A 21,398-nucleotide genomic window follows, 5' to 3' on the forward strand; every position below is an offset into this window, starting at 1 on the left:
GGCGGGGTCAGCGCACAGACACGGGCACCGGGGCGGGGGCCTCCGGCGCGGGGGCCTCCGGCGCGGGCGTCGCGGATGCGGGGGCCTCCGGCGCAGCGACCGCAGACCCGCCGCCGTGGCTGTCGCCGTTGAGCGTGGCCTCGTCGAACGGCGACTCGCCGCGGAACACCCGGCGGGCCTGCGCCGCGTCGAACTCCTTCGTCCAGGTGCCGATCAGAACGGTGGCGACGGCGTTGCCGGTGAAGTTCGTGATCGCGCGCCCCTCCGACATGAAGCGATCGATACCGACGATCACGCCCACGCCGTCGACCAAGTCGGGGCGGTAGGCCTGCAGTCCGCCAGCGAGGGTCGCAAGGCCCGCACCGGTGACACCGGCCGCGCCCTTCGAGGCGATCACCATGAACAGCAGCAGACCGATCTGCTCGGGGATCGACATCGGCATCCCCATTCCCGACGCGATGAACAGCGACGCCATCGTCAGGTAGATCGCCGTGCCGTCGAGGTTGAACGAGTACCCGGTGGGCACCGTGATGCCCACGACCGGCTTCGAGACGCCGAGGTGCTCCATCTTCGCGATGAGCCGCGGCAGCGCGGACTCCGACGACGACGTGCCGACGATCAGCAGGTACTCGCGGGCCAGGTACTTCATCAGGCGGAAGATGTTGATGCGGGCGACGGCGTAGAGCATCGTGCCGAGGATGCCGAAGATGAACACGGCGCAGGTGATGTAGAACGCGATCATCAGCACGCCGAGGCTCACGACCGCGGCGAACCCGGTCTTGCCGACGACAGCCGCGATGGCGCCGAACGCACCGATCGGGGCGAGCCACAGGATCATGCCGAGGATGCGGAACACGAGCGCCTGCAGGTTCTTCACCGCGTTCATGATGGGCTCGGCCTTCGTACCCATCTGCTGCAGCGCGAAACCGACGAGCAGGGCCACGAGCAGCACCTGCAGCACGCTCTCGCCGGTGAAGGCGGAGAAAAGCGTCGTCGGGATGATGCCGAGGATGAACTCCTCCGTCGTCTTCGCCTCGGTGGTGGTCGCGTCGTACGTCGAGTTCGCCATGTTCAGCCCCTCACCCGGGTGGATGAGGTTGCCGACGACGAGCCCGATGGCGAGCGCGAACGTCGTCATGACCATGAAGTATAGGAGCGCGAGGCCACCGATCTTGCCGACCGTCGCGGCCTTCGCGATCGAGCCGACACCGACGACGATCGTGCAGAAGATGATGGGGGCGATCATCATCTTGATGAGCGAGACGAAGCCCTTCCCGACCGGTTCGAGGCCCTTCGCGAAGTCGGGCCAGATCAGGCCGACGGTCACACCGAGCACGACCGCGACGATCACGGCGACGTACAACCAGGTGTGCTTCTCCCAGCGGCCGATCCGTCCGCGCAGCGAGAAGCTGGGGAGCGGGATCGTGGTGGTCTTGGGCAGGCGCGGGGCCATGGTTGCCTCCAGGTGAGTCGAAACTTCGTTGTTCTCGTGGGCACCATCGGGGTGACCTCTCACCCGGTACTGTGGGCCACGAATACCGCTGCCCCCCGGTTGCGGTCGTATTGGTCACAGCGAGGTGAGGACGCCCATGGCGGTATCACCGCGGCAGAAGAGCGCCGCATCCCGCGTGTTCTTCGCGTTCGTCGGGTCGGTGCTCGCGATCACCGCGCTGCTCGTCGCGGTGCTCGCGTTCCAGGTGCAGACGACCGAGCGCTCCACCGCCGAGCAGCTGACCCTCGCCGTCGCGCGCACGATCGCGGAGATGCCCGAGGTCGCGTCGGCGGTCACGACGGGCACGGATGCCGACGCCACCGCGTCGCTGCAACCGATCGCGGAGCGCATCATGGCCGAGACGCCGATCGACTTCGTGACGATCATGACGACAGAGGGCATCCGACTCACGCACCGCGATCCGGCCGAGATCGGTAAGCCGTACATCGGCACGATCGGACCGGGCCGGGAAGGGCGGACCCTCACCGAGGAGGCGGAGGGCACGCTCGGTCCGTCGCTCCGGTCGGTCGTCCCGATCGAGCAGGACGGCCGGGTCGTCGCCCTGGTCTCGGCGGGCATCACGCTCGGGAGCGTGGGGGCGGGCGTGCTCCGCCAGGTGCCGTTCGTCGTGGTCATCGCCATCGCGCTGGCCGCCGTGGGACTCTGCGCCGCATGGATCGCGGGCCGCTTCACCCGGCGCATCGCCGGCGACCTGCCCGCGAGCGCCGTGCGCGACGCCGTGTCGTCGTACGAATCGGTGCGCACCCTCGGCGAGGCGCTGCACGCGCAACGCCACGAGCACGCCAACCGGATGCATACGGCGGTCGCGTTGATCGAGCTCGGCCGAGGGGACGACGCGATCGACCTGCTCACCGAGACCGCACGGACGAGCCAGGCCCTCGCCGATCACGTCGTCGCGCGCGAGGGCGACCCGACGGTGGCGGCGCTGCTGCTCGGCAAGTCCGCGCAGGCCGCCGAGCGGGGCATCGACTGGACGGTCGAGATGCAGCCGGCGATCCCGCGGACGGCGCTCGGCGCGGTGGACGCGGTCTCGCTCGTGGGCAACCTCGTCGACAACGCGATCGACGCGGCCGCATCCGGATCCGAACCCCGGTGGGTGCGGGTGGAGATGGCGCAGACGCCGGACGGGCGCATCGCCCTCACGTTCATCGACAGCGGCGAGGGTGTGCCGCCCGCGCTCCGCGAGCGCATCTTCGAGCACGGGTTCAGCACGAAACCCGCCGGTGCCGACGGTCGCGGCGTCGGTCTCGCTCTCGTGCGGGCGATCGTCGACGCAGCCGGTGGCTCGCTCGAACTGAGCGCGCACCCGACGACGTTCCGGATCATCCTGCCGGCCGAGGAGTCCGCGTGATCGGGGTACTGATCGTCGACGACGAACGACTCACCCGCGAACTGCACGCGAACTTCGTGGCCCGCATCGACGGTTTCGCGGTCGTCGCCGAATGCGCGGGCGCGCGGGCCGCGGTCTCCGCGGTGCTCGACGCGCGCGGGCCCGAGGCGATTGACCTCATCCTGCTCGACATGACGATGCCCGACGGGCACGGCCTCGACGTCGCCCGCCACATCCGGGCCCGCGGAGTCACCGTCGACATCATCGCGATCACGGGGGTGCGCGACGCCGAGGTCGTGCGGCAGGCGGCGGCGCTCGGGGTCGCCCAGTACCTCATCAAGCCGTTCACCTTCGCGACATTCCAGGACCGCATGGTGCAGTACGCGGCCTACCGGCAGAAGATGGCGGATGCCGCCGGGCCGGCCACGCAGGCCGAGATCGACGCGCTCTTCGGCGCGCTCCGGCCGACCGTGGCCGAGGCGCTCCCCAAGGGGCTCTCCGCCCCCACCCTCGACCGGGTCGCCGCCGCGCTCCGCGACGGCGGGCCGTTCTCGTCGCGGGAGGCGGCCGAACGGCTCGGGATGTCGCGCGTCTCGGTGCGCCGATACCTCGAGCATCTGGTCGGCATCGGCCGCGCCGAACGCGACGCCCGCCACGGCACCCCCGGACGACCCGAGACCGAGTACCGCTGGATGCGGTGATGCGGTGATGCGGTGATGCGCGCGCGATGACCGCGCCGCATCCGCTCGCTCACTCCTCGCGGAGCTCCCGGAGGAGCGCGACGAGGTCGGCGATGTCTTCGGGGCCGGTGCGCCACGACGACACCGAGATACGGAACGCGGGTTCGCCCCGCCAGACGGTGCCGCCGAACCAGGTGCGTCCGCTGGCCTGAGCGGCCGCGAGGATGCGGGCGGTCGCGGCCGGGCTCTCCGCCCGCACCAGCACCTGGTTCAGCACGGGACGGTTCAGGGCCGTGTATCCGCTCGCCCGGAGACCGTCGGCCGCCTGCCGCGCCAGCGCCACCGACCGCTCGATCTGGGCGGCCACACCACGCCGGCCGAGACCGCGCAGCGCCGCCCAGATCGTCACCCCGCGCGCCCGCCGCGAGAACTCGAGCGTGCGGTTCATCTGGTCGTCGGCGGTCGCCGCGGAGTACTCCGCGCCCGCGTGCATCGCGTGCACGAGCGCCTCACGATCGCGCACGATGACCGCGGCCGAGTCGTACGGCGTGTTCAACCACTTGTGGCCATCGACCGTCCACGAGTCCGCGCGGTCGACACCGGCGGTCAGTTCGCGGTGCGCCGTCGCGCGTGCCCAGAGACCGAACGCGCCATCGACATGCACCCAGCCCGCCGCATCCCCGCCCGCATCCATGATCCGGTCGAAGGGATCGAACTCCCCCGTGTTCACCTCGCCCGCCTGCAGGATCAGGATGGTGCGGGCATCGATCTCCGGCAGCCGCTCCGGGTCGATCCGCCCGAGGTCGTCGGTCGGGGCGAACGTGACGGAGTCGAGTCCGAATCCGAGCACGCGAAGCGCCTTCTTCACCACGACGTGGGTTAGTTCGCTCGCGACGACGCGCACCCCCGGCGCCCGATGGAGTCCGCGCTGATCGAGGTCCCACCCCGCTCGGGCGAGGACCGTTCGCCGCGCGGCGGCGAGCGCCACGACGGTTCCGGACGCCGCGCTGGTCGAGAACCCGACGGCGCTCTCCCGCGGAAGATCGAGGATGTCGAGCAGCCACTCGCCCGCGACGGCCTCGATGGCCGCGAGCGCGGGACTGCCGGTCGCCGAGGAGGCGCTGTTGTCCCAGGCGAGCGCGAGCCGGTCTGCGGCGGCCGCGACCGGCAGCGTCGCGCCGATCACGAAGCCGTAGTAGCGATGACCGTTCGTCTCGACCGCGGCCGCCGACCCCACCCGATCGAGCAGGTCGATCGTGGACTCCGCACCGTGGCCCTCTTCCGGGAGCTGCTCGCGGAACGCGTCGAGCCCGGCGATCGCGGTCGCATCCGGGTACACCGGGCGCGTGCCGATGCCCGCGATGTAGCGGCGTGCGCGTTCGTCCGCGTCGCGAAGGACCGCCAGTTCGTGGGCGCGGTCGGTGGCGTCATCCGGGGTGCTCATCCCGGCAGTCTGCCGTGCCGCTCGCGCGCGGGGCCCAGACCAATCACGCGTCCGTGGCCTGGAGTCCGGGCGCCGGCCCGCATCTCTCGACGCACGTCGAAGAGCGCAGTCGCGTTCGCTGGGTAGCTTCGGCTGCACGCCGAGGGGTGCCGGAGACACCGACGACCCCCGAAAAAGGAGCATCATGTCCGCCGAGGAACTCACCGAGAACCACCGCAACACGCTCTATCACCTGGAGCAGCATCCGACCTCGCACAACCTGGAGTGGCACGACGTCGTCGCCCTCCTCCGCGAGGTCGGCGACGTCACCGACGAGCACAACGGCACGGTGAAGGTCACGATCGGCGATCAGGTTCTGCATCTGTCGCCTCCGCGCCACAAGGACATCGACGAAGACCTGGTGCTGAAGATCCGGCGGGCGCTCCGGGATGCGGGGTATTCCGCCGCGGAGAAATGAGCGGATGCCGGCCCGGTCAGTGCGCGGCGGCGTCCGACTTCGGTCGTGACACCAGGCGCGTGATGCCGGTGATGATCCCGACGATCACCAGACCGAGCGCGAGACCGAAGACGGCCGAGAGCGCGGTCTCCACGATCCAGACGATGACCGGGCCGGCCACCTCGATCGCGTGCGTCACGGCGTGGACGACGTCGTGCGGACCGTGCCAGAACGTCTCGGAGAGGTTCTCGATCACGAGGTGCCCGCCGACCCAGAGCATCGCCACGGTGCCGATGATGCTGATCACGCGGAAAACGGTCGGCATGGACGCGACCACGCGCACACCGGCGCGGCGCACGCGGCGGGACGGGCTCTTCATGAACCGGAGGCCGATGTCGTCGATCTTCACGAGCAGCGCCACCGCGCCGTAGACGAGGGTCGTCATCGCGAGACCGATCACGAGGAGCGCGCCGAGCGTCATCCAGATGCCGAAGTCCGCGTCGAGGCTCGCGAGGGCGATCAGCATGATCTCGGTGCTGAGAATCAGGTCGGTCCGGATGGCGCCGAACACGAGCTTGTTCTCGTCCCGCGGGCCGTCGTCCTCTTTCGCATGGTGCACCCCGAACCACTCGAGCACCTTCTCGGCGCCCTCGAAGCAGAGGAACCCACCGCCGATGATGAGCAGGAACGGCAGCACCCACGGCGCGAATGCCGTGAGCAGCAGGGCGATCGGGATGATGATGATGAACTTGTTGACCAGGCTGCCCAGCGCGATCTTCCAGACGACCGGCAGTTCGCGCGCGGGTGTGATGCCCTGCACGTACTGGGGCGTCACCGCGGCATCGTCGATCACGACACCCGCGGTCTTCGCACTCGCCTTGAGGGCGGCGGTCAGGATGTCATCGACAACGGCGAGCAATCCGACCGACATGTACTTCTCCTCGGGGTGGGTGAGGGGCCGCCGCACCGACGCGTCCCCACACCGAAGGCTACCGAACCGCAGCGCATGCGAGACGACGCCCGGCCTCTGCCAGCCAGTGCTCCGGGCGACGCATGGCCTCCTCCGCGCTTCCCGCGATCGCGCTCAGCGAGAGCGTCGCCGCGAACGCCGATGTGTCGGCATCCGCAGTGATCCGGCCGGCGACGAGCGCGACCGGTGACGCCGACCGGGCGGCGATGAGCGCGGGCACCTTCCCCGCGGCCGACTGCGCATCGAACGATCCCTCGCCGGTGACGACCCATGCGGCAGAGGCAGCGGCCGCGTCCACGCCGATCAGGTCGGCGACCGCCGCCGCCCCCGGCACGAGTTCGGCGCCCCACGCCGCGAGAGCGAATCCCACTCCCCCGGCGGCGCCCGCACCCGGGGCCCGCGGATCGAGGTCGAACAGGGCCGCGTACCGCCGCAGCGCATCGTCGACGGCCGGCAGGTCCTGAGGCGCGAACCCCTTCTGCGGCCCGAAGACGTGCGCGGCACCGCGTTCGCCGAGCAGCGGATGCGTCACGTCCGTCAGCACAACGACGCCACCGGGCGGCGCGGCACGCACCGGTGTCAGGTCGATCGCCCGGATCGCGCCCAGGCCCGCGGCGCCGCGGGTGCCGGGAGAGTCCGCGTCGGCCGTTCCCACGTCGATCCGCGCGCCGAGCGCGGCCAGCACCCCGGCGCCGCCATCCGTCGACGCGCTCGACCCGATGCCGAGCACGAGCCGGGACACCCCGTGATCGAGGGCCGCGGCGATCGCGACCCCGAACCCGAACGACGAGGCCGACCAGGGGTCGAGATCGCGACCGAAGAGCTCGATCCCCGCCGTCGATGCGAGATCGACGACGGCCGTCCCCCCGGGCGCCGCGGGGTCCGGCGGCAGAAGCACCCACGAGGTCGACACCGGCCGCAGACCGGGAGCCGGAGCCGGTACGACGACGGGGATGCGCCGCGCACCGGGAACCGCGTCGAGGAACGCCGCGGCGGTGCCCTCGCCGCCATCCGCCATCGGCCGGAGCACCGCGTCGACATCCGGATCGACCTGCCGCCATCCGGCGGCGAGCGCCCGAGCGGCGGCCGCCGCCGAGACCGAGCCCTTGAAGCTGTCGGGGGCGAAGACGACCCGCATCATCGCCGGTCCGGAGTGCTGCCCCGCAGGACGACCTCGGCGGGAGCCGCCGACGGCGGCGCCGAATCCTCCGCGAGGGCGAGGCGCAGCGCGGCCGCGCCGATGTCTTCGAGCGGGATGCGGACGGTGGTCAGTCCCGGCGTGACGTCGCGAGCCATTGGGATGTCATCGAAACCCGCGACGCCCAGGTCGGCCCCCACCTCGCGGGCCGCCGCCCGGATGGCCGCCGCAGCCCCGATCGCGACGACGTCGTTGGCGCCGAACACGACGGTGCCGCGCGCCGGATCGCTCTCCAGCACGGCGCGCATCATCCGCTCGCCGTCGTCACGGGTGAACCCGCCGCGGTGCAGGTCGATCTCGCCGCCGCCCGGCACGAATCCCGCCGCGAAGCCGCGCACCCGGTCATCGGAGGTGCGCAGGCCCTCGGCGGCGCCGAGAACGACGGCGCGGTCGTAGCCCCGCGCACGCAGCGCACGCGCGAGCAGCCGCGCGCCCTCCTCGTTCGCGACGGGCAGCGCCCGCATCCCGACATCGCCCGACCCGAGTGCCACGACCGTGCACCCGGCGTCCGTGAGCGCCTCGACCTCGCGCCGCAGGCCCGGTGCGGGTTCCGATCCGAACCGCGACCCCGCGAGGATGACGGCGCGAGGGCGCTGACCGCGGAGCACGTGCAGAAGGTCCTCCTCCTGCCGCGGGTCTCGCCCGGCGACGGCCACCATGACGTGCAGCCCCTCGGCTGCGGCCGCCGCGGTCACCCCGGCGGCGATCTGACCGAAGTACGGGTCGGCGATGTCGGCCACGACGAGCGAGACGATGCGGGCAGAACCCCGCGCGGTCGCCTGGGCCAGAAGATTGGGCGCGTAGCCTAACTCGTGCGCGGCGGCCAGCACGCGGTCCCGGTACGAGTCCGCGACGATCCGCGTCGAACCGTTCAGCGCGCGCGAGGCGGTCGCCAGCGATACGCCCGCCCGGCGGGCGACATCGTCGAGCGTCGGAGCTCGTCGAGCCGGATGCGGGCCGTTCACGCCCGCGAGTCTACGGGCGGGCGCAGGTTCGGTGAGATCACGGCGCCGAAGCTCTCGGCCACGCGCCGGGCCACTGTGGCGGGCGCATCCGCCCAGATGTCGGCGTGGAAGAGCTCGACCTCGATGTCGCGGTCGTATCCCGTCGCCGCCACGGCACGGGTGAGTGCGGCGAAGTCGATCACGCCGTCACCCGGATAGTGGCGGCTGAGCAGCACATCGGCGGGCAGCGGCGTCTTCCAATCGCAGACCTGGAAGGTCGCGATGCGCCGCTCGCGACCGGCGCGGGCGATCGAGGCGAGCACGTCCGGGTCCCAGAAGATGTGGAACGTGTCGACGGTGACGCCGACGACCTCGGGGGCGAAGTCGGCCGCGATGTCGAGCGCCTGCCCGAGCGTCGACACGACGCAGCGGTCGGAGGCGAACATCGGATGCAGCGGCTCGAGCGCGAGGGTCACCCCGGCGGCCTCGGCGTGCGGCGCGAGCTCACCGACCGCATCGCGAACGCGTTCGCGCGCCCCCGCGAGATCCCGGGACCCCGCCGGGATCCCGCCCGCGACGAGCACCAGGATCGGCGTCGACCCGGCGGCCCCGGCCGCCGCCAGGGTCGCGGCCTCCTCGATCGCGACGAGGTTGTCGGCGAGCGACGCGCGCCGCTCCCGGCCCTCCGGCATCGTGAAGAAGCCGGCACGGCAGTGCGTGCTGAATCGGAGTCCGGAGTCGGCCAGCATGGCGGCGGCGGTCCGGAGACCCACCTCCTGCACGGGCTCGCGCCAGAGCCCGATGGCGCCGATCCCGGCGTCGGTCGTCACGCGGAGCGCCGTGGCGAGGTCGGCGTGACGGATCGTCGCCTGGTTGATCGACAGTCGCGGGTCGACGGTCATGCGTCCACTCCGTTCAGCGCGAGCAGGCCGTGCCAGCGACTCACCGCGAGCTCGGGCTGTTCGAGCGCGTGCGCGGCGTTCGCGAGCTCCACGATGCGCGACAGGTGCGGAAGGCTCCGTGCCGAGTGCAGCCCGGCGACCATCTGGAACGCGGGCTGGTGACCGTTGAGCCAGGCGAGGAACGCGACGCCCGTCTTGTAGAACGCGGTCGGTGCGGCGAACACCTGACGGCTGAGCTGCTCCGTCGGGGCGAGCAGCGCGAGGTACCGGTCGGGGTCGCCCGCATCCAACGCCTGGATCGCGGCCGAAGCGATGGGCGTGATGGCCGCGAAGGCTCCCAGCAGGGCATCGGAATGCTGGCGCGATGCGCCCGGGTCGCGCGCCGGCTGCGGGGCGCCCGGCACGTCGGCGCCGCCGATCAGCCCGACGTAGTGGAAGTCGTCGCCGGTGAACATGCGCACGCCGTCGGGCAGCCGCTCCCGCACGGAGACCTCGGCGGCAGCATCCAGCAGACTCATCTTCACCCCCGCGATGCGATCGGCGTTCTCCTCGATGACCTGCCGCAGGACGTCGGATGCGGACCGCCAGTCGTCCGCGCCGAAGTAGCCCGCCAGCGACGGGTCGAAGGCGGTCCCGAGCCAGTGCAGCACGACCGGGCCGGACGCCGCGCGCAGGACGTCGCGGTACACCCGGCGGTAGTCGTCGGGTGATTCCGCGGCACGCGCCAGATGCCGTGAGGCCATCAGCACCGGGGCTGCGCCCTGCTCTTCGGCGAAGTGGAGCTGGTACCGGTAGGCGTCTGCGACCTCGCGCAACGGAATGTGCTCGCTCTCGACGTGGTCGGTGTTCACCCCGACCACGACCGAGCCGCCCTCTTCACGCGCCACCTGCGCCGAGCGGGCGATCAGCTCGCGCGTCGCGACCGCGTCGAGGCCCATGTTGCGCTGTGCGGTGTCCATCGCGTCCGCGACCCCGAGGCCCCAGGAGTAGATCATCCGCCGGAACCCGAGGGTCGCGTCCCAGTCGATCTGCGCCGGCCGACCGGGCGTGTTGTCGCCGTGGCGGAGCGGTACGACGTGCGCGGCGGCGTACACGACGCGACTTCGGAGCACGCCGGAGGGGCGGGTGTACGGCGGCGGTTCGTTGAGGTTCTGCCGCACGAGGGCGCCGTCGGCACCGAGGAGCGTGAGCGTCATCGCTCGCCGCGCTGCCTGTCGAGGGCGAGCGTCGGCAGCTCGATCCGCCGACCCTCGCGACTCGAGCGCAGACCCGCTTCGGCGAGCTGTACGCCCCGCGCTCCGGCCAGCAGGTCGAACGCGTAGGGGGTGTTCGACACGTACGACGCGAGGAACTCCTCCCACTGCTGCCGGAAGCCGTTCTGGAACACGTCGTTCACGGGAACGTTCTGCCAGTCGGCGTCGTAGTCGTGATCGTCTTCGAGGTCGGGGTTCCACACCGGCTTGGGGGTGGCGGTGCGGTGCTGGATCTTCGCGCCGAACAACCCGACCACCGCCGAGCCGTGCGTTCCGTCGACGTGGAACTCGACCAGCTCGTCGCGGTTCACCCGCACCGTCCACGACGAGTTGATCTGCGCGAGGACGCCTCCTTCGAGTTCGAAGATGCCGTAGGCGGCGTCCTCGGCCGTCGCGGCGTACGGACTCCCGTTCTCATCCCACCGCTCGCCGATGTGCACGGCGGCCTGCGCGTAGACCGAGGTCACCCGACCGAAGAGGTTCTCCAGCACGTAGTTCCAGTGCGGGAACATGTCGACGATGATGCCGCCGCCGTCCTCGGCGCGGTAGTTCCAGCTCGGCCGCTGCGCGCGCTGCCAGTCCCCCTCGAACACCCAGTACCCGAACTCGCCGCGGACGGAAAGGATACGGCCGAAGAAGCCGGAGTCGATGAGTCGCTTGAGCTTCTGCAGCCCGGGGAGGTAGAGCTTGTCGTGCACGACGCCGGTTCGGATCCCGGCATCCGCCGCGAGTCGCGCCAGGTCGAGAGCGTCATCGACCGACTCTGCGGTCGGCTTCTCGGTGTAGATGGTCTTACCGGCGGCGATCGCCTTCCGGAGCGCCGCGGAGCGCGCCTTCGTGACGAGGAAGTCGGCGTAGATCTCCCACCGCGGGTCGGCGAGTGCGGCGTCGAGGTCGGTGGTGTAGTCGGCGATTCCGTGGCGTGCGGCGAGCTCGGCGAGCTTCGCCTCGCTGCGCCCGACCAGGAGAGGCACGACCGTCACCCGCGTGCCGTCGGCGAGCTCGATGCCGCCCTGATCTCGGATCGCCAGGATCGATCGCACGAGGTGCTGGCGGTACCCCATGCGCCCGGAGACGCCGTTCATGATGATGCCGATCTCCCGCACCGGGACGGAGCGGGACGCGACGGCGGGAGCGAGTGTCGACGATGACATGGCGTTTCCTTCGGAGATCAGGGCGGGTAAGCGCTTTCCACCCTGGCACGGGAGTGCGCTTTCCGCCACCACGACGTCGCGCTCGTGACGAAAATCTCCGGTGGCGAGAACGGGGTCGTTCGGCGTAGGCTCGTGTCATCCGGATGATAATGCGTATTATCATCCGGATGCGCGGCTCACCGTCGACTCGCGCTCCCTTCGGAAAGGCACAACGACGTGACGACACACCCTTCCGCCGCCGTGGCCGCCGCGGCGTGTGTGCCTGCCTCAGCGCACGGCGGCCCAGCGGGCGAGCCGGCGCAGCAACTCACGCACGGCGGGCGCGTCGTACGCCTCGGCGTCGTGCCCCAGCGCATCGTAGGCCGCCCGCACTCCGTCGCGGTCGATCGTCCAGACGACCGGATGCGGCTGCCCGCCGTGTTCCTGCACGTACAGCACGCGCACCCCGTCGCCCACCCGCAGCCACGAGTAGGCCTCGTCGCTCGTGCGCAGCGGATCGATTCCCTCCGTCATCGAATCGGCAACGACGGCGCGGAGCTCCATCGGACCGCGCTCCGGATGCATCGTGGTGCCGCGCACCCACCGACCGCCGAGCCGCGCCTCCCAGCCGTCGTCTTCGGGCAGGAGCGTGGCCGCGACGTGCAGCACGAGCAGTCCGCCCCGCAGCCCGTCGAGGGCGGAGGCCAGGAGCGGATCGAGCGGATGCGGCTCCGGGCCGCCACCGGCGTTCACGACGAGCAGATCCGCACCCGGCAGCACCCGTGCGAGCGCGTCGACCCGGTCGACGATGTCGACGTCGAACCCGTCCGCCCGCAGCACATCGGCCGCAATCGCGCTCGTCTCGGCGAACGGATGCCAGGGGTCGACGTAGTCGCCGCCCCCCGAGAAGACGACCGCACGCGTCATGCGGGCGGCGCCGTCGATGCCCGCAGAACCAGGCGAGGCTCGACATGCAGATGAAGCGGAGGCTCCGCGCTCGGCTCTCGAATGAGGTCCAGCAGCATGCGCGTCGCGAGGGCGCCCACCCGCCGCCGGTCGGGCGCGACCGCCGAGATCGGCGGGTCGGCGTGCGCCGAGACGTCGTCGTCGTAGGCGACGATCGACAGCTTCTCGGGCACCGCGAGCCCCCGCGAGCGCGCGTTCTGCAGCAGCCCGAACAGCGAGTTCTCATCGCCGTGGCAGAACAGGGCCGTCGCCCCGGTCCGCTCGACCGCGTCGAGGACGACATCCGCCGCGCCACGGTCCCAGCGCGGCCCGGCGCCGAGCTCATCAGGGCCGAGGATGCTGCTGCCGGGGTCCAGGCCGAGCCGCTCGAGCGCATCCCGCCACCCGCTGCGCGCGAACTCCGAGCTCTGCGAACTGCCGCGACTCACCATGAGGAGACGTCGGTGGCCGAGGTTCGCCAGATGCTGGAGGGCGGCGAAGACACCGCGTTCGTGCGCCGAGCGCACCGACGGAGCAGAACCGAGGCCGCCTCCCGGCGTCTCCCGCTCGACGAAGACCACGGGAACCGGAAGCCGGGCGAGCATGTCGAGGAACCCCGGGGGCGACACTCGTTCGGACACGGTCGGCACCCACAGGAGACCCGCGACGCCGCTCGCGACCAGCTCGTCGATCAGGCGGTACTCCTCCTCGAGGTCGTACTCGGAGATCACGAGCTTCATCTCGCCGCCGCTGGAGAGAACATCGTCGATCCCCTCCACCACGTAGCGGTAGTAGTACGAGGTCGGCATCACGACACCGATCGCTCCCGTGAACGGCAGCGTCGACGCCTGCCCAGGAAGGGGCCGATCGGCGCGCAGCATGGCCCCGCCGCGCACCTTCTCCAGGATCTGGTCGGCGACGAGCGAATCGAGATCGCGCCGGATCGTGACGTGCGAGACGCCGAGGTCGTCGACGAGCGCAGTGATGCGCACGGCTCCGTCTTGCTGCGCGCGACTCAGAATGCGCGCGCGACGTTCGGCAGCGAGCATCGCGGTCTCCCTCCACAGCGGACTACGGCCCTCAGCCTAACGTCGACGCTCGTTCCTGATCATCAGGACTCGAAAATGAGATGTGTATTTCGGTTTCGTTCGTTTACTTGCGAATCTGTGACATTGGCGTCGATACTGGCTCGCGTCGCCGGCGATGACGCCGCGACATCCCCTGAGGAGGAGCCATGGCTCGACGACGAGTGACATCCATCTGGCGAGGAGCAGCCATCGCGACCGCGGTCGCCGTCGGCGGGGCGGTGATCGCCGCGCCCCCGGCCGCAGCCGCCACCGTCGAACGGGTGGCCATCAGTCAGGCCGGGTACGACGCATCCGGGCACAAGGTCGGCTCGGTCATCACCGACGGCGCTCTTCCCGGGTCGACGACGTGCCGCATCCTGCAGGGGTCCACCGTCGTGGTGCCGAGCTGCACCCTGCTCGACCGCGGCACGGTGTGGGGCGATCGCGTCTACGTGGTCGACTTCAGCACGCTGACCGCGGTCGGCGACGACTACGCCCTCGAGGTGAGCGGCGTGCTCTCGCCCCGGTTCTCCGTGACCGAGAACGTGTGGGCCGGTTATCTCGACGAGATGACGGCGTTCTACCGCCTGCAGCGCTCCGGTGTCGCCACGGCGGACGCCTACCCCGCGGGATACAGCAGCATCGCCCCGTCCGAGAAGATCTTCCACGGGCCGGGCCACCTCGACGACGCCGCATCCGCCGACGGCACGATCCACTACGACCTGACCGGCGGATGGTACGACGCCGGCGATTACGGGATCTACGGCGGCAACCAGTGGGTGGGCGGCAACATCGCCATCACCTACCTCCGCTACGGCGACACCGCCGAAGTGGCCTTCGACAACGACGACAACGGCGTCCCCGACCTCGTCGACGAAGCCCGGTTCGGGAGCGAATACCTGCTGCGGATGCGGAACGCCTTCGACGGGGCGTTCTGGGACATCAAGGGCAGCGGCGGTTTCCAGCATCCGGACGCGCACACCGACGGCATCGTCGGAACGGCCGATGATCGGCGCATCTCCGGCTATGGCGTCGGCGGATCCGCGAAGGCCGCGGGCTCGCTCGCGGCGACGGCACGCGCGATCGAGAAGGCCATCGCCGACGGAGAAGTGCCCACGGCCGACGTCGCCGAGTGGCAGACCTTCGCGGCGGAGGCAGAAGAGGGAGCAGTCGCGTTCTACGAGTACGCCGATTCGCACCGATCCGATCCGATCGGCGGCTACTCCACGACGCGCGGCGGGATCGCCAACTCGCTCCTGTTCGCGGAGGTCCAGCTGCACCTGCTCACCGGCGACACCGCCTATCGCGCCTCGGCGGAAGCGACCATCGCGGCGACCGAGTACTCGATCCTGTCGAGCACGAACTATTGGGACATGGGGCCGCTGTCGATGGCCGAGCTCTATCCCGCGGCGACCGCAACGGGAAAGACCGCCATCCAGCGCTATCTGAAGAAGCAACTGGACTACTTCCTGTCCACGACCGACGACACCCCGTACGGGGTCGTCAACCAGTTCAAGAACTTCGGCGTCAACGAACCGCACATCGGCTACGTGGCCGACGCGATGCGCTACTACGAGCTGTTCGGCGATCAGCGCGCGCTGAAAGCCGTCCAAAGGGGTCTCTACTGGGTCTTCGGAAACAACCCCTGGGGCACGAGCTGGGTTTCGGGCGTGGGTGAGAACTCGGTGAAGTACCTGCACACCCGCCTCGACGAAGAAGCGCAGAGCCAGAGCGGAACCGGCGTCGTGCTTCCCGGGGCGCTCGTCAGCGGGCCCAACGCCAAGGACCCGCTCGATGTGCGGAGCGCGAGCCCCTGGTACGCCGATCGCCCGGTGTGGCAGGACAGCGGCCAGCAGTGGCGGTACAACGAGTACAGCGTCAGCATCCAGAGCGGATTGTTCTCGACCCTGTTCGGGATGACCGCGATCGGCGACGCCGCGTGGTCTGCAGGTACCCCGCCGACGGCCCTGAACGTCACCTCGCCGCAGATCGGCGACGCGGTGACCGGAGACGTCACCGTCTTCGCGCAGAGCGGATCATCGCTCACCCAGCACGCCCTCGGCCCGAACTGGACGCCCATGACCGCGGCGGGTGGCGTCTCTACCGGCACCGTCAACGTGGACGCGCTCGCCCCCTTCACCACGACGAGGGTCGACGTGCGGGGCACCCAGGCTAGCGGCGCGAACTCGTACTCGTCGACGCATTACACCGTGGCGCCCCCGCTGCCGAACCCGGAGAGCCCGCTGTTGTACGACGGATTCGGGAGGGACGGCGTCTTCGGGATGCAGGGCTACACCTGGGTCAACTGGTACAACAACCACGCCGGTGTCGGGACGGCGAGCAACACCACGGTCGATGGGAGGACGGCCGCACGGCTGTTCCAGAATCCGGCCTCGGCGATGTCGCAGGCCAAGTTCCAGCCCTGGCACCATTCCGTGGATGCCGCCGGGTACCGCTACCTGACGGTGACGATGCGCTCCCCCTCCCCCAACCTGAGGCTGCGGATCGAAGTGTCCGACGCGGACTCGAACCATCGGGTGACGGGCACGACGCCCATTCCGATCGCGACGGGCTGGACGACCTACTCGTTCGACCTCGACGCGTTCCCCGGGCTGGATCCCTCCCAGGCGAAACTGGTGTTCTGGCTGCAGCAGACCGCCGACACGGACGGCGAGCTGTTCGTCGACGAGGTCAGCTTCACCAACCAGCCGAGCGGCACCGCCCCCGCTCTGTCGGGCGTCTCCCACACGTCGGGCACGCTGACGACCGGCACCGATGTCACCGTGCAGGCGACCTATACAGACCCCGACGGTGAGGCGCCGCATGCGGTCGAATTGGTGCTCGACGGGGTGATCCACCGCATGAGCGCGGTCGATCCCGCCGACACCGACGTGACCGACGGCGCCGTGTACGCCGTCACGCGCCGCTGGGTGAAGGGCGTGCACAGTTACGACGTGCGAACGACCGACACCACGTCGGGTGTGGTCACCACGCCCCTCGTCACCGGGGTCGTGGTCGGATGACCGCGCGCGCGGGGGCGGGCCGCTTTGGCGGCTCGCCCCCGCGCGTTCCCTTCTCAGGCGATGATGCCGAGCGACGCACCGTCCACCCGGTGCCGGGCGGGCACGCCCTGCACGAGGGATGCGAGGTCGTCGAGCGCCGAATCCGCCAGACGCATCGTCTCGGCGTGCATCGCACCGGCGACGTGCGGGCTGAGCACGATCCCGGGGGTGTCGAAGAGCGGGGAGTCGGCCGGAAGCGGCTCGGGCTCGGTGACATCCAGCACCGCGCGCAGCATCCCCGCTCGGCACCGGGCGATCAGGGCCGCGGTGTCGATGAGCGAGCCGCGCGCCGTGTTGATGAGCACGGCGTGGGGCCGCAGCATCCCGAGCCGTCGCGCATCGAGAAGGTGACGTGTCTCGGGCAGTTCGGGCGCATGGATCGTCACGACATCGCTCTCGCGCAGAAGATCGTCGAGCCCCATCAACCGTGCGCCGACGGATGCGGCGGCCGCCGCATCCGCATGGGGATCGGCCGCCAGAACCCTCATCCCGAAGGGGCGGAGAAGCTCGGCGACCCGCCGCCCAACCCGCGACAGACCGATGATTCCCACCGTTCCCCCGAACGTGACGGCCGGCGGGATGGCGTCTCGCCACGCGCCGCCGACCTCCCTCGAACGCGCATATCCGTCGATGTAGGCGGGAACCCGCTTGGCCTCGAGCAGGATCGTGGCGAGCGTGAATTCGGCCACCGGGATGGCATTCGCGTCTGCGGCGCTCGTGACCACGACCCCGGAACCCCAGAACGCCGGAGCGAGAAGGTGCTTCACCGAACCGCCGGTGTGGATCACCCCGCGGAGCTTCGGCGCCGCCGCCAGGACGTCCGCCCCGAGCACCGGCCCACCCCATCCGGTGAGCAGGTAGTCGACATCGGCCAGCCGCCGACGCGCGGCGAGGCCGTCGAGGGAGTCCAGGCGAACCGGGTCATCGACGCGCACGAGTTTGTGGAGTCTTCGCAGCCGAGCGTCGTCGAAGAGATCGTCGAAAGCGCGCGCTCCCATGAGCAGCATCGCCGACGGCCGGCGGGCGGCGGTGTCTTCGGTGACGGATTCGGCCATGCCGATGAGCGAACCACACATCGGTATTTGTTTACAAGTTTTAAAGTCACAATTTCTCTTCTGATTCATTCGCTTGTGTTTTGTGCAAGGCGTCCGCATACTGGGCGCAGCGCACGACGGAGTGACCGCGGGTTTCCGATTCCCGCATCCGTCGGCCACCCCCGCGACCGCCATCCGCGGTCGCAACCGAACGGAGGAATCATGCATCAGCGCACCCGATGCGCCCTCGCGGCACTCGTCCTCGTCCCCGTGCTCGCAGGCACTGCCGCCTGCAGCAGCGGCGGAGGCGGAGGCGAAGCGAGCGGTGACGGCGATGGAACGGTCACCATCACCATCATGGGCAAGCCGGCGGCCACGAACACGGCGGCCGTCGCGCTCTTCGAGCGGCAGGTCGCCGCCTTCGAGGAGGCCAACCCCCACATCACCATCGAGGCATCCGACGTGCCGTGGGACGCGAAGACCTTCGCGACGCGCCTGGCCGGCGGAAGCGCACCCACGCTCCTGCGGGTGCCGCTCACCGAACCACCCGCACTCATCGAGCGCGGCCAGGTCGCCGACATCTCCGACGTCGCCTCCGAACTCGACAGCTTCGACGACCTGAATCCTCGCGTCATGCAGTTCCTGGAGAGCGACGGCGCCGTGTACGGCATCCCGGAGAAGAGCTACGCGTTCGGGCTGGTCTACAACCGCGACCTCTTCGAGCAGGCCGGGCTCGACCCGGACAGCCCCCCGGAGACCTGGGACGAGGTGCGGGAGTACGCCAAGAAGATCTCCGACACGACCGGCAAGACCGGATTCGGTGAGATCAGCACGAACAACAGCGGCGGATGGCACCTCACCGGCTACGACTACAGCTTCGGCGGACGCATGATCGAGCAGGCCTCCGACGGAACCTGGACGGCCGCGTTCAACGACGGCTCCGCACGCGACGTGCTCGAGATGTGGAAGGCGATGCGCTGGGAGGACGACTCCCTGGGCGACAACGTGCTCGGCAAGCAGGAAGACCTGGTCGCCGAGTTCACCGCCGGCAACGTCGGCATGTGGGTCACCGCCCCGCCGGACGTCTACCCGAACTACATCGCCGCGGGCGGCGACCCGGATGTCTTTGGTGCCGGCCCCATGCCGCAGGGCGGTGCCGACGCCACACTCGCCGGCGCGACCGTGCTCATGGTGAGCGCCACCGCCACTCAGGCCGAGAAGGAGGCCGCCGTCAAGTGGATCGACTGGCGTGCGCTGCGGCCGAACTACGACCTCGAGGTCGCGGCGGAGACCGCCGAAGCGTCGGCCGCCGACGGCCTGCCGGTCGGGGTTCCGGTCGCGCCGATCTTCAGCGAAGAGGCATATGAGGCCTACCGTGACGCGATCGCCGAGTACGTCAACGTGCCGGTCGAGAACTTCGCGCCCTACGTCGGTTCGCTCGACGCGTTCGAGTACGTGCCGGAGCCCGCGGTCGCCTCGCAGGAGATCTACGCCGCGCTCGACCCGGTGGTGCAGGCGGTGCTCACCGATCCGAACGCCGATATCGATGCACTGCTCGATGACGCCGAGACGCGGGTCAACCAGATCCTGGCTCAGAACGCGTCATGACGATGACGCCCGAACGCCTGCGCGGTGCGACCTCCGGTCGTGCCGCGCAGGCACCCGTCCCGCCCGCGCGGACGCGCCGCGGCGGCACCCGCCGCCAGGCCGCGTGGGCGGGGCTGATCTTCCTCGCCCCGACCCTGATCATCTTCGGGTACTTCGCATGGTGGCCCATCGCGCAGAGCGTGGTGCTCGCCTTCCAGCAGACGAACCTCGTGGATCCCGCCGAATGGGTCGGCTTCCGCAACTTCGAGATCCTGTTCGCCGACCCGCTGCTCAGCCGCGCCGCGCTGAACACGCTCTGGTTCACCGCGCTCTCGCTCGCGATCGGCCTCCCGGTGCCGCTGTTCTGCGCCGTGCTGATGTCGGAGCTCCGCCGCGGCGGCACCCTCGCTCGCGTGCTCGCGTACCTGCCCGTGGTCATCCCGCCCGTGGTCTCGGTCTTGCTGTGGAAGGTGTTCTTCAGCCCCGGCGAATCCGGGGTCATCAACAGCCTGCTCGCCCTCGTCGGGCTCGGCCCGCTCCCCTGGCTGCAGTCCCCCGAGCTGGCGATGCCGAGCCTCGTGATCGTGGCGACCTGGTCGGGCGCCGGCACCGCGATCCTCATCTACCTGGCGGCGCTCACCGGCGTCAGCACCGAGCTCTACGAAGCGGCAGAACTCGACGGCGCGTCCGTCTGGCAGCGCATCGTGCACATCACCCTGCCCCAGATGCGCGGCATCATCCTGGTGCTGCTCCTGCTGCAGATCATCGGCGCCATCCAGGTGTTCACCGAGCCTTACGTGATGACCGACGGCGGGCCCGCGAACGCGACCGTCACGATCCTGCTGATGATCTACCGCTACGCGTTCCTCTTCGGAAACTACGGAGTGGCAACCGCTCTCAGCGTCCTCCTCGCCCTCGTCCTCGTCCTCGTGTCCGCGATCTACCTGCGGCTCACCCGCTCCTGGAGCACCCGATGACCGTCACGACACCGACCCCCCGGCGCACGCGCCCGGCCGCCACGCCGCGCGAACGCGCCATCCTGTCCGGCTTCGATTGGCGTCGCCCGCGCATCTTCGTCGGCTGGCGGGCGATGCACATCGCCCTGTTCGCCGCGCTCATCGCTCTCGGTGCGGTTCCGCTGATCTGGATGCTGCGCGCCGCGATCTCCACGACGACCGACCTGGTGCAGCATCCGCTGAGCCTCATCCCCGATCCCGCGAAATGGGAGAACATCCCCACCGCGTGGACCCTGCTCGACATCGGTCATTACCTCGGCAACACCGTCGTGCTCGTCGGCGGCTCCTGGATTGTCCAGCTGATCGTGTCGGCGACCGCGGGCTTCGCACTCGCGGTCATCCGCCCCTGGTACGGCCGGTTCGTCTACGGCGCGATCCTGCTCACGCTGTTCGTGCCGGGAACCGTCACCCTGATCGCGCTCTATCTCACGGTGCTCGATCTGCCCCTGCTCGGCATCGGCATCACCGATACGCCCTGGGCCGTGTGGCTTCCGGCCGGCGCGAACGCCTTCACCATCCTGCTGGTCAAGCAGTTCTTCGAAGAGATCCCCCGCGACCTGTTCGAAGCGGCGCAGCTCGACGGCGCCGGATGGTTCACGATCTTCTGGCGCATCGTGCTCCCGATGTCGCGCCCCATCCTCGCCGTCGTGTCGCTGCTGTCGATCATGACGGCGTGGAAGGAGTTCCTCTGGCCGCTCATCGTGCTGACCGATCCCATGACCCAGCCGTTGGCGGTGGCCCTGCCCCGACTCGCGCAGGCGACGGATCCGGCCTACCTCATCTCCGGGCTTCTGATCGCGAGCATCCCGCCCATCCTCATCTTCGTGATCTTCCAGCGCTCGATCGTTCGCGGGATCGGCTTCACCGGGCTGAAGGGCTGAGGC

General features: G+C 70.2%; 18 protein-coding genes. 7 read left to right on the top strand and 11 right to left on the bottom strand.

Annotation, left to right across the window (positions count from 1 at the left end; translation table 11 throughout):
• Nucleotides 1–7 precede the first annotated feature (7 nt).
• Entirely contained in the window at nt 8–1,453 is a 1,446-nt protein-coding gene (locus LMI96_RS08590) for a cation:dicarboxylate symporter family transporter (protein ID WP_228361177.1), read from the bottom strand.
• A 136-nt stretch (nt 1,454–1,589) separates the two neighbouring features.
• Between LMI96_RS08590 and LMI96_RS08595 the strand changes: the two genes are divergently transcribed.
• Both LMI96_RS08595 and LMI96_RS08600 read left to right on the top strand, forming a co-directional pair.
• Nucleotides 1,590–2,864, top strand: coding sequence for an ATP-binding protein (locus tag LMI96_RS08595; RefSeq protein WP_228361178.1), 1,275 nt, complete (start codon nt 1,590–1,592; stop codon nt 2,862–2,864).
• Nucleotides 2,861–3,544 (top strand): response regulator, encoded by a 684-nt coding sequence (locus LMI96_RS08600; protein ID WP_228361179.1) that lies wholly within the window; start codon nt 2,861–2,863, stop codon nt 3,542–3,544. Before LMI96_RS08595 ends, LMI96_RS08600 begins: the two co-directional genes overlap by 4 nt.
• 49 nt (nt 3,545–3,593) lie before the next feature.
• Here the strand turns inward: LMI96_RS08600 and LMI96_RS08605 are convergent, their stop codons facing one another.
• Complete coding sequence (locus LMI96_RS08605; RefSeq protein WP_228361180.1) at nt 3,594–4,967, bottom strand: pyridoxal-dependent decarboxylase; 1,374 nt, start codon at nt 4,965–4,967, stop codon at nt 3,594–3,596.
• 184 nt (nt 4,968–5,151) lie between these two features.
• On the opposite strand from LMI96_RS08605, the gene LMI96_RS08610 reads away from it, so the two are divergent.
• Nucleotides 5,152–5,424, top strand: a complete 273-nt coding sequence (locus LMI96_RS08610; RefSeq protein WP_223722322.1) for a hypothetical protein — start codon at nt 5,152–5,154, stop codon at nt 5,422–5,424.
• A 16-nt stretch (nt 5,425–5,440) separates the two neighbouring features.
• Here LMI96_RS08610 and LMI96_RS08615 read toward each other — a convergent pair whose 3' ends face one another.
• From LMI96_RS08615 to LMI96_RS08650, 8 genes are all read right to left on the bottom strand, one after another.
• On the bottom strand, nt 5,441–6,334 hold the full coding sequence (locus LMI96_RS08615; protein ID WP_228361181.1) for a DUF808 domain-containing protein: 894 nt from the start codon (nt 6,332–6,334) through the stop codon (nt 5,441–5,443).
• Between the two features lie 58 nt (nt 6,335–6,392).
• Nucleotides 6,393–7,514, bottom strand: a complete 1,122-nt coding sequence (locus tag LMI96_RS08620) for a glycerate kinase (protein WP_228361182.1) — start codon at nt 7,512–7,514, stop codon at nt 6,393–6,395.
• On the bottom strand, nt 7,511–8,536 hold the full coding sequence (locus tag LMI96_RS08625; RefSeq protein ID WP_228361183.1) for a LacI family DNA-binding transcriptional regulator: 1,026 nt from the start codon (nt 8,534–8,536) through the stop codon (nt 7,511–7,513). The genes LMI96_RS08620 and LMI96_RS08625 overlap by 4 nt, the downstream gene beginning before the upstream one ends.
• Complete coding sequence (locus LMI96_RS08630) at nt 8,533–9,417, bottom strand: sugar phosphate isomerase/epimerase (protein ID WP_228361184.1); 885 nt, start codon at nt 9,415–9,417, stop codon at nt 8,533–8,535. Before LMI96_RS08630 ends, LMI96_RS08625 begins: the two co-directional genes overlap by 4 nt.
• Nucleotides 9,414–10,613 (bottom strand): DUF993 family protein, encoded by a 1,200-nt coding sequence (locus LMI96_RS08635; protein WP_228361185.1) that lies wholly within the window; start codon nt 10,611–10,613, stop codon nt 9,414–9,416. The genes LMI96_RS08630 and LMI96_RS08635 overlap by 4 nt, the downstream gene beginning before the upstream one ends.
• Nucleotides 10,610–11,824, bottom strand: coding sequence for a Gfo/Idh/MocA family protein (locus LMI96_RS08640; protein WP_228361186.1), 1,215 nt, complete (start codon nt 11,822–11,824; stop codon nt 10,610–10,612). The genes LMI96_RS08635 and LMI96_RS08640 overlap by 4 nt, the downstream gene beginning before the upstream one ends.
• A 267-nt stretch (nt 11,825–12,091) precedes the next feature.
• The gene (locus tag LMI96_RS08645; RefSeq protein WP_228361187.1) at nt 12,092–12,730 is read right to left on the bottom strand and encodes a ThuA domain-containing protein; all 639 of its coding nucleotides are present in this window, start codon (nt 12,728–12,730) and stop codon (nt 12,092–12,094) included.
• Nucleotides 12,727–13,797: a substrate-binding domain-containing protein gene (locus LMI96_RS08650; RefSeq protein ID WP_228361188.1), complete on the bottom strand. Its 1,071-nt coding sequence runs from the start codon at nt 13,795–13,797 to the stop codon at nt 12,727–12,729. The genes LMI96_RS08645 and LMI96_RS08650 overlap by 4 nt, the downstream gene beginning before the upstream one ends.
• Before the next feature lie 185 nt (nt 13,798–13,982).
• Between LMI96_RS08650 and LMI96_RS08655 the strand changes: the two genes are divergently transcribed.
• Nucleotides 13,983–16,838, top strand: a complete 2,856-nt coding sequence (locus LMI96_RS08655; protein ID WP_228361189.1) for a glycoside hydrolase family 9 protein — start codon at nt 13,983–13,985, stop codon at nt 16,836–16,838.
• A 53-nt stretch (nt 16,839–16,891) separates the two neighbouring features.
• Here the strand turns inward: LMI96_RS08655 and LMI96_RS08660 are convergent, their stop codons facing one another.
• Nucleotides 16,892–17,932: a hydroxyacid dehydrogenase gene (locus LMI96_RS08660; protein ID WP_228361190.1), complete on the bottom strand. Its 1,041-nt coding sequence runs from the start codon at nt 17,930–17,932 to the stop codon at nt 16,892–16,894.
• Nucleotides 17,933–18,133: 201 nt separating this feature from the next.
• Between LMI96_RS08660 and LMI96_RS08665 the strand changes: the two genes are divergently transcribed.
• From LMI96_RS08665 to LMI96_RS08675, 3 genes are read left to right on the top strand one after another with little or no spacing between them, the layout of a single operon-like run.
• Nucleotides 18,134–19,519 carry an ABC transporter substrate-binding protein gene (locus LMI96_RS08665; RefSeq protein WP_228361191.1) on the top strand — a complete coding sequence of 462 codons (1,386 nt, stop codon included), beginning with the start codon at nt 18,134–18,136 and terminating at the stop codon, nt 19,517–19,519.
• A complete protein-coding gene (locus LMI96_RS08670) occupies nt 19,516–20,475 on the top strand; it encodes a carbohydrate ABC transporter permease (protein ID WP_228361192.1) in 960 nt (319 codons plus the stop codon). The genes LMI96_RS08665 and LMI96_RS08670 overlap by 4 nt, the downstream gene beginning before the upstream one ends.
• Nucleotides 20,472–21,395: a carbohydrate ABC transporter permease gene (locus LMI96_RS08675; RefSeq protein ID WP_223722309.1), complete on the top strand. Its 924-nt coding sequence runs from the start codon at nt 20,472–20,474 to the stop codon at nt 21,393–21,395. Before LMI96_RS08670 ends, LMI96_RS08675 begins: the two co-directional genes overlap by 4 nt.
• The last annotated feature ends 3 nt before the right edge of the window (nt 21,396–21,398 follow it).

This window comes from Microbacterium sp. cx-59 (assembly GCF_020805625.1).
GTDB lineage: Bacteria > Actinomycetota > Actinomycetes > Actinomycetales > Microbacteriaceae > Microbacterium.

Bases quoted from the DNA above. Each gene is read 5' to 3' on its own strand.
- LMI96_RS08620 (WP_228361182.1), bottom strand. From the start codon at position 7,514: ATGATGCGGGTCGTCTTCGCCCCCGACAGCTTCAAGGGCTCGGTCTCG.
- LMI96_RS08645 (WP_228361187.1), bottom strand. From the start codon at position 12,730: ATGACGCGTGCGGTCGTCTTCTCGGGGGGCGGCGACTACGTCGACCCC.
- LMI96_RS08675 (WP_223722309.1), top strand. From the start codon at position 20,472: ATGACCGTCACGACACCGACCCCCCGGCGCACGCGCCCGGCCGCCACG.
- LMI96_RS08605 (WP_228361180.1), bottom strand. From the start codon at position 4,967: ATGAGCACCCCGGATGACGCCACCGACCGCGCCCACGAACTGGCGGTC.
- LMI96_RS08650 (WP_228361188.1), bottom strand. From the start codon at position 13,797: ATGCTCGCTGCCGAACGTCGCGCGCGCATTCTGAGTCGCGCGCAGCAA.
- LMI96_RS08640 (WP_228361186.1), bottom strand. From the start codon at position 11,824: ATGTCATCGTCGACACTCGCTCCCGCCGTCGCGTCCCGCTCCGTCCCG.
- LMI96_RS08655 (WP_228361189.1), top strand. From the start codon at position 13,983: ATGGCTCGACGACGAGTGACATCCATCTGGCGAGGAGCAGCCATCGCG.
- LMI96_RS08670 (WP_228361192.1), top strand. From the start codon at position 19,516: ATGACGATGACGCCCGAACGCCTGCGCGGTGCGACCTCCGGTCGTGCC.
- LMI96_RS08610 (WP_223722322.1), top strand. From the start codon at position 5,152: ATGTCCGCCGAGGAACTCACCGAGAACCACCGCAACACGCTCTATCAC.
- LMI96_RS08660 (WP_228361190.1), bottom strand. From the start codon at position 17,932: ATGGCCGAATCCGTCACCGAAGACACCGCCGCCCGCCGGCCGTCGGCG.
- LMI96_RS08635 (WP_228361185.1), bottom strand. From the start codon at position 10,613: ATGACGCTCACGCTCCTCGGTGCCGACGGCGCCCTCGTGCGGCAGAAC.
- LMI96_RS08615 (WP_228361181.1), bottom strand. From the start codon at position 6,334: ATGTCGGTCGGATTGCTCGCCGTTGTCGATGACATCCTGACCGCCGCC.
- LMI96_RS08630 (WP_228361184.1), bottom strand. From the start codon at position 9,417: ATGACCGTCGACCCGCGACTGTCGATCAACCAGGCGACGATCCGTCAC.
- LMI96_RS08665 (WP_228361191.1), top strand. From the start codon at position 18,134: ATGCATCAGCGCACCCGATGCGCCCTCGCGGCACTCGTCCTCGTCCCC.
- LMI96_RS08590 (WP_228361177.1), bottom strand. From the start codon at position 1,453: ATGGCCCCGCGCCTGCCCAAGACCACCACGATCCCGCTCCCCAGCTTC.
- LMI96_RS08595 (WP_228361178.1), top strand. From the start codon at position 1,590: ATGGCGGTATCACCGCGGCAGAAGAGCGCCGCATCCCGCGTGTTCTTC.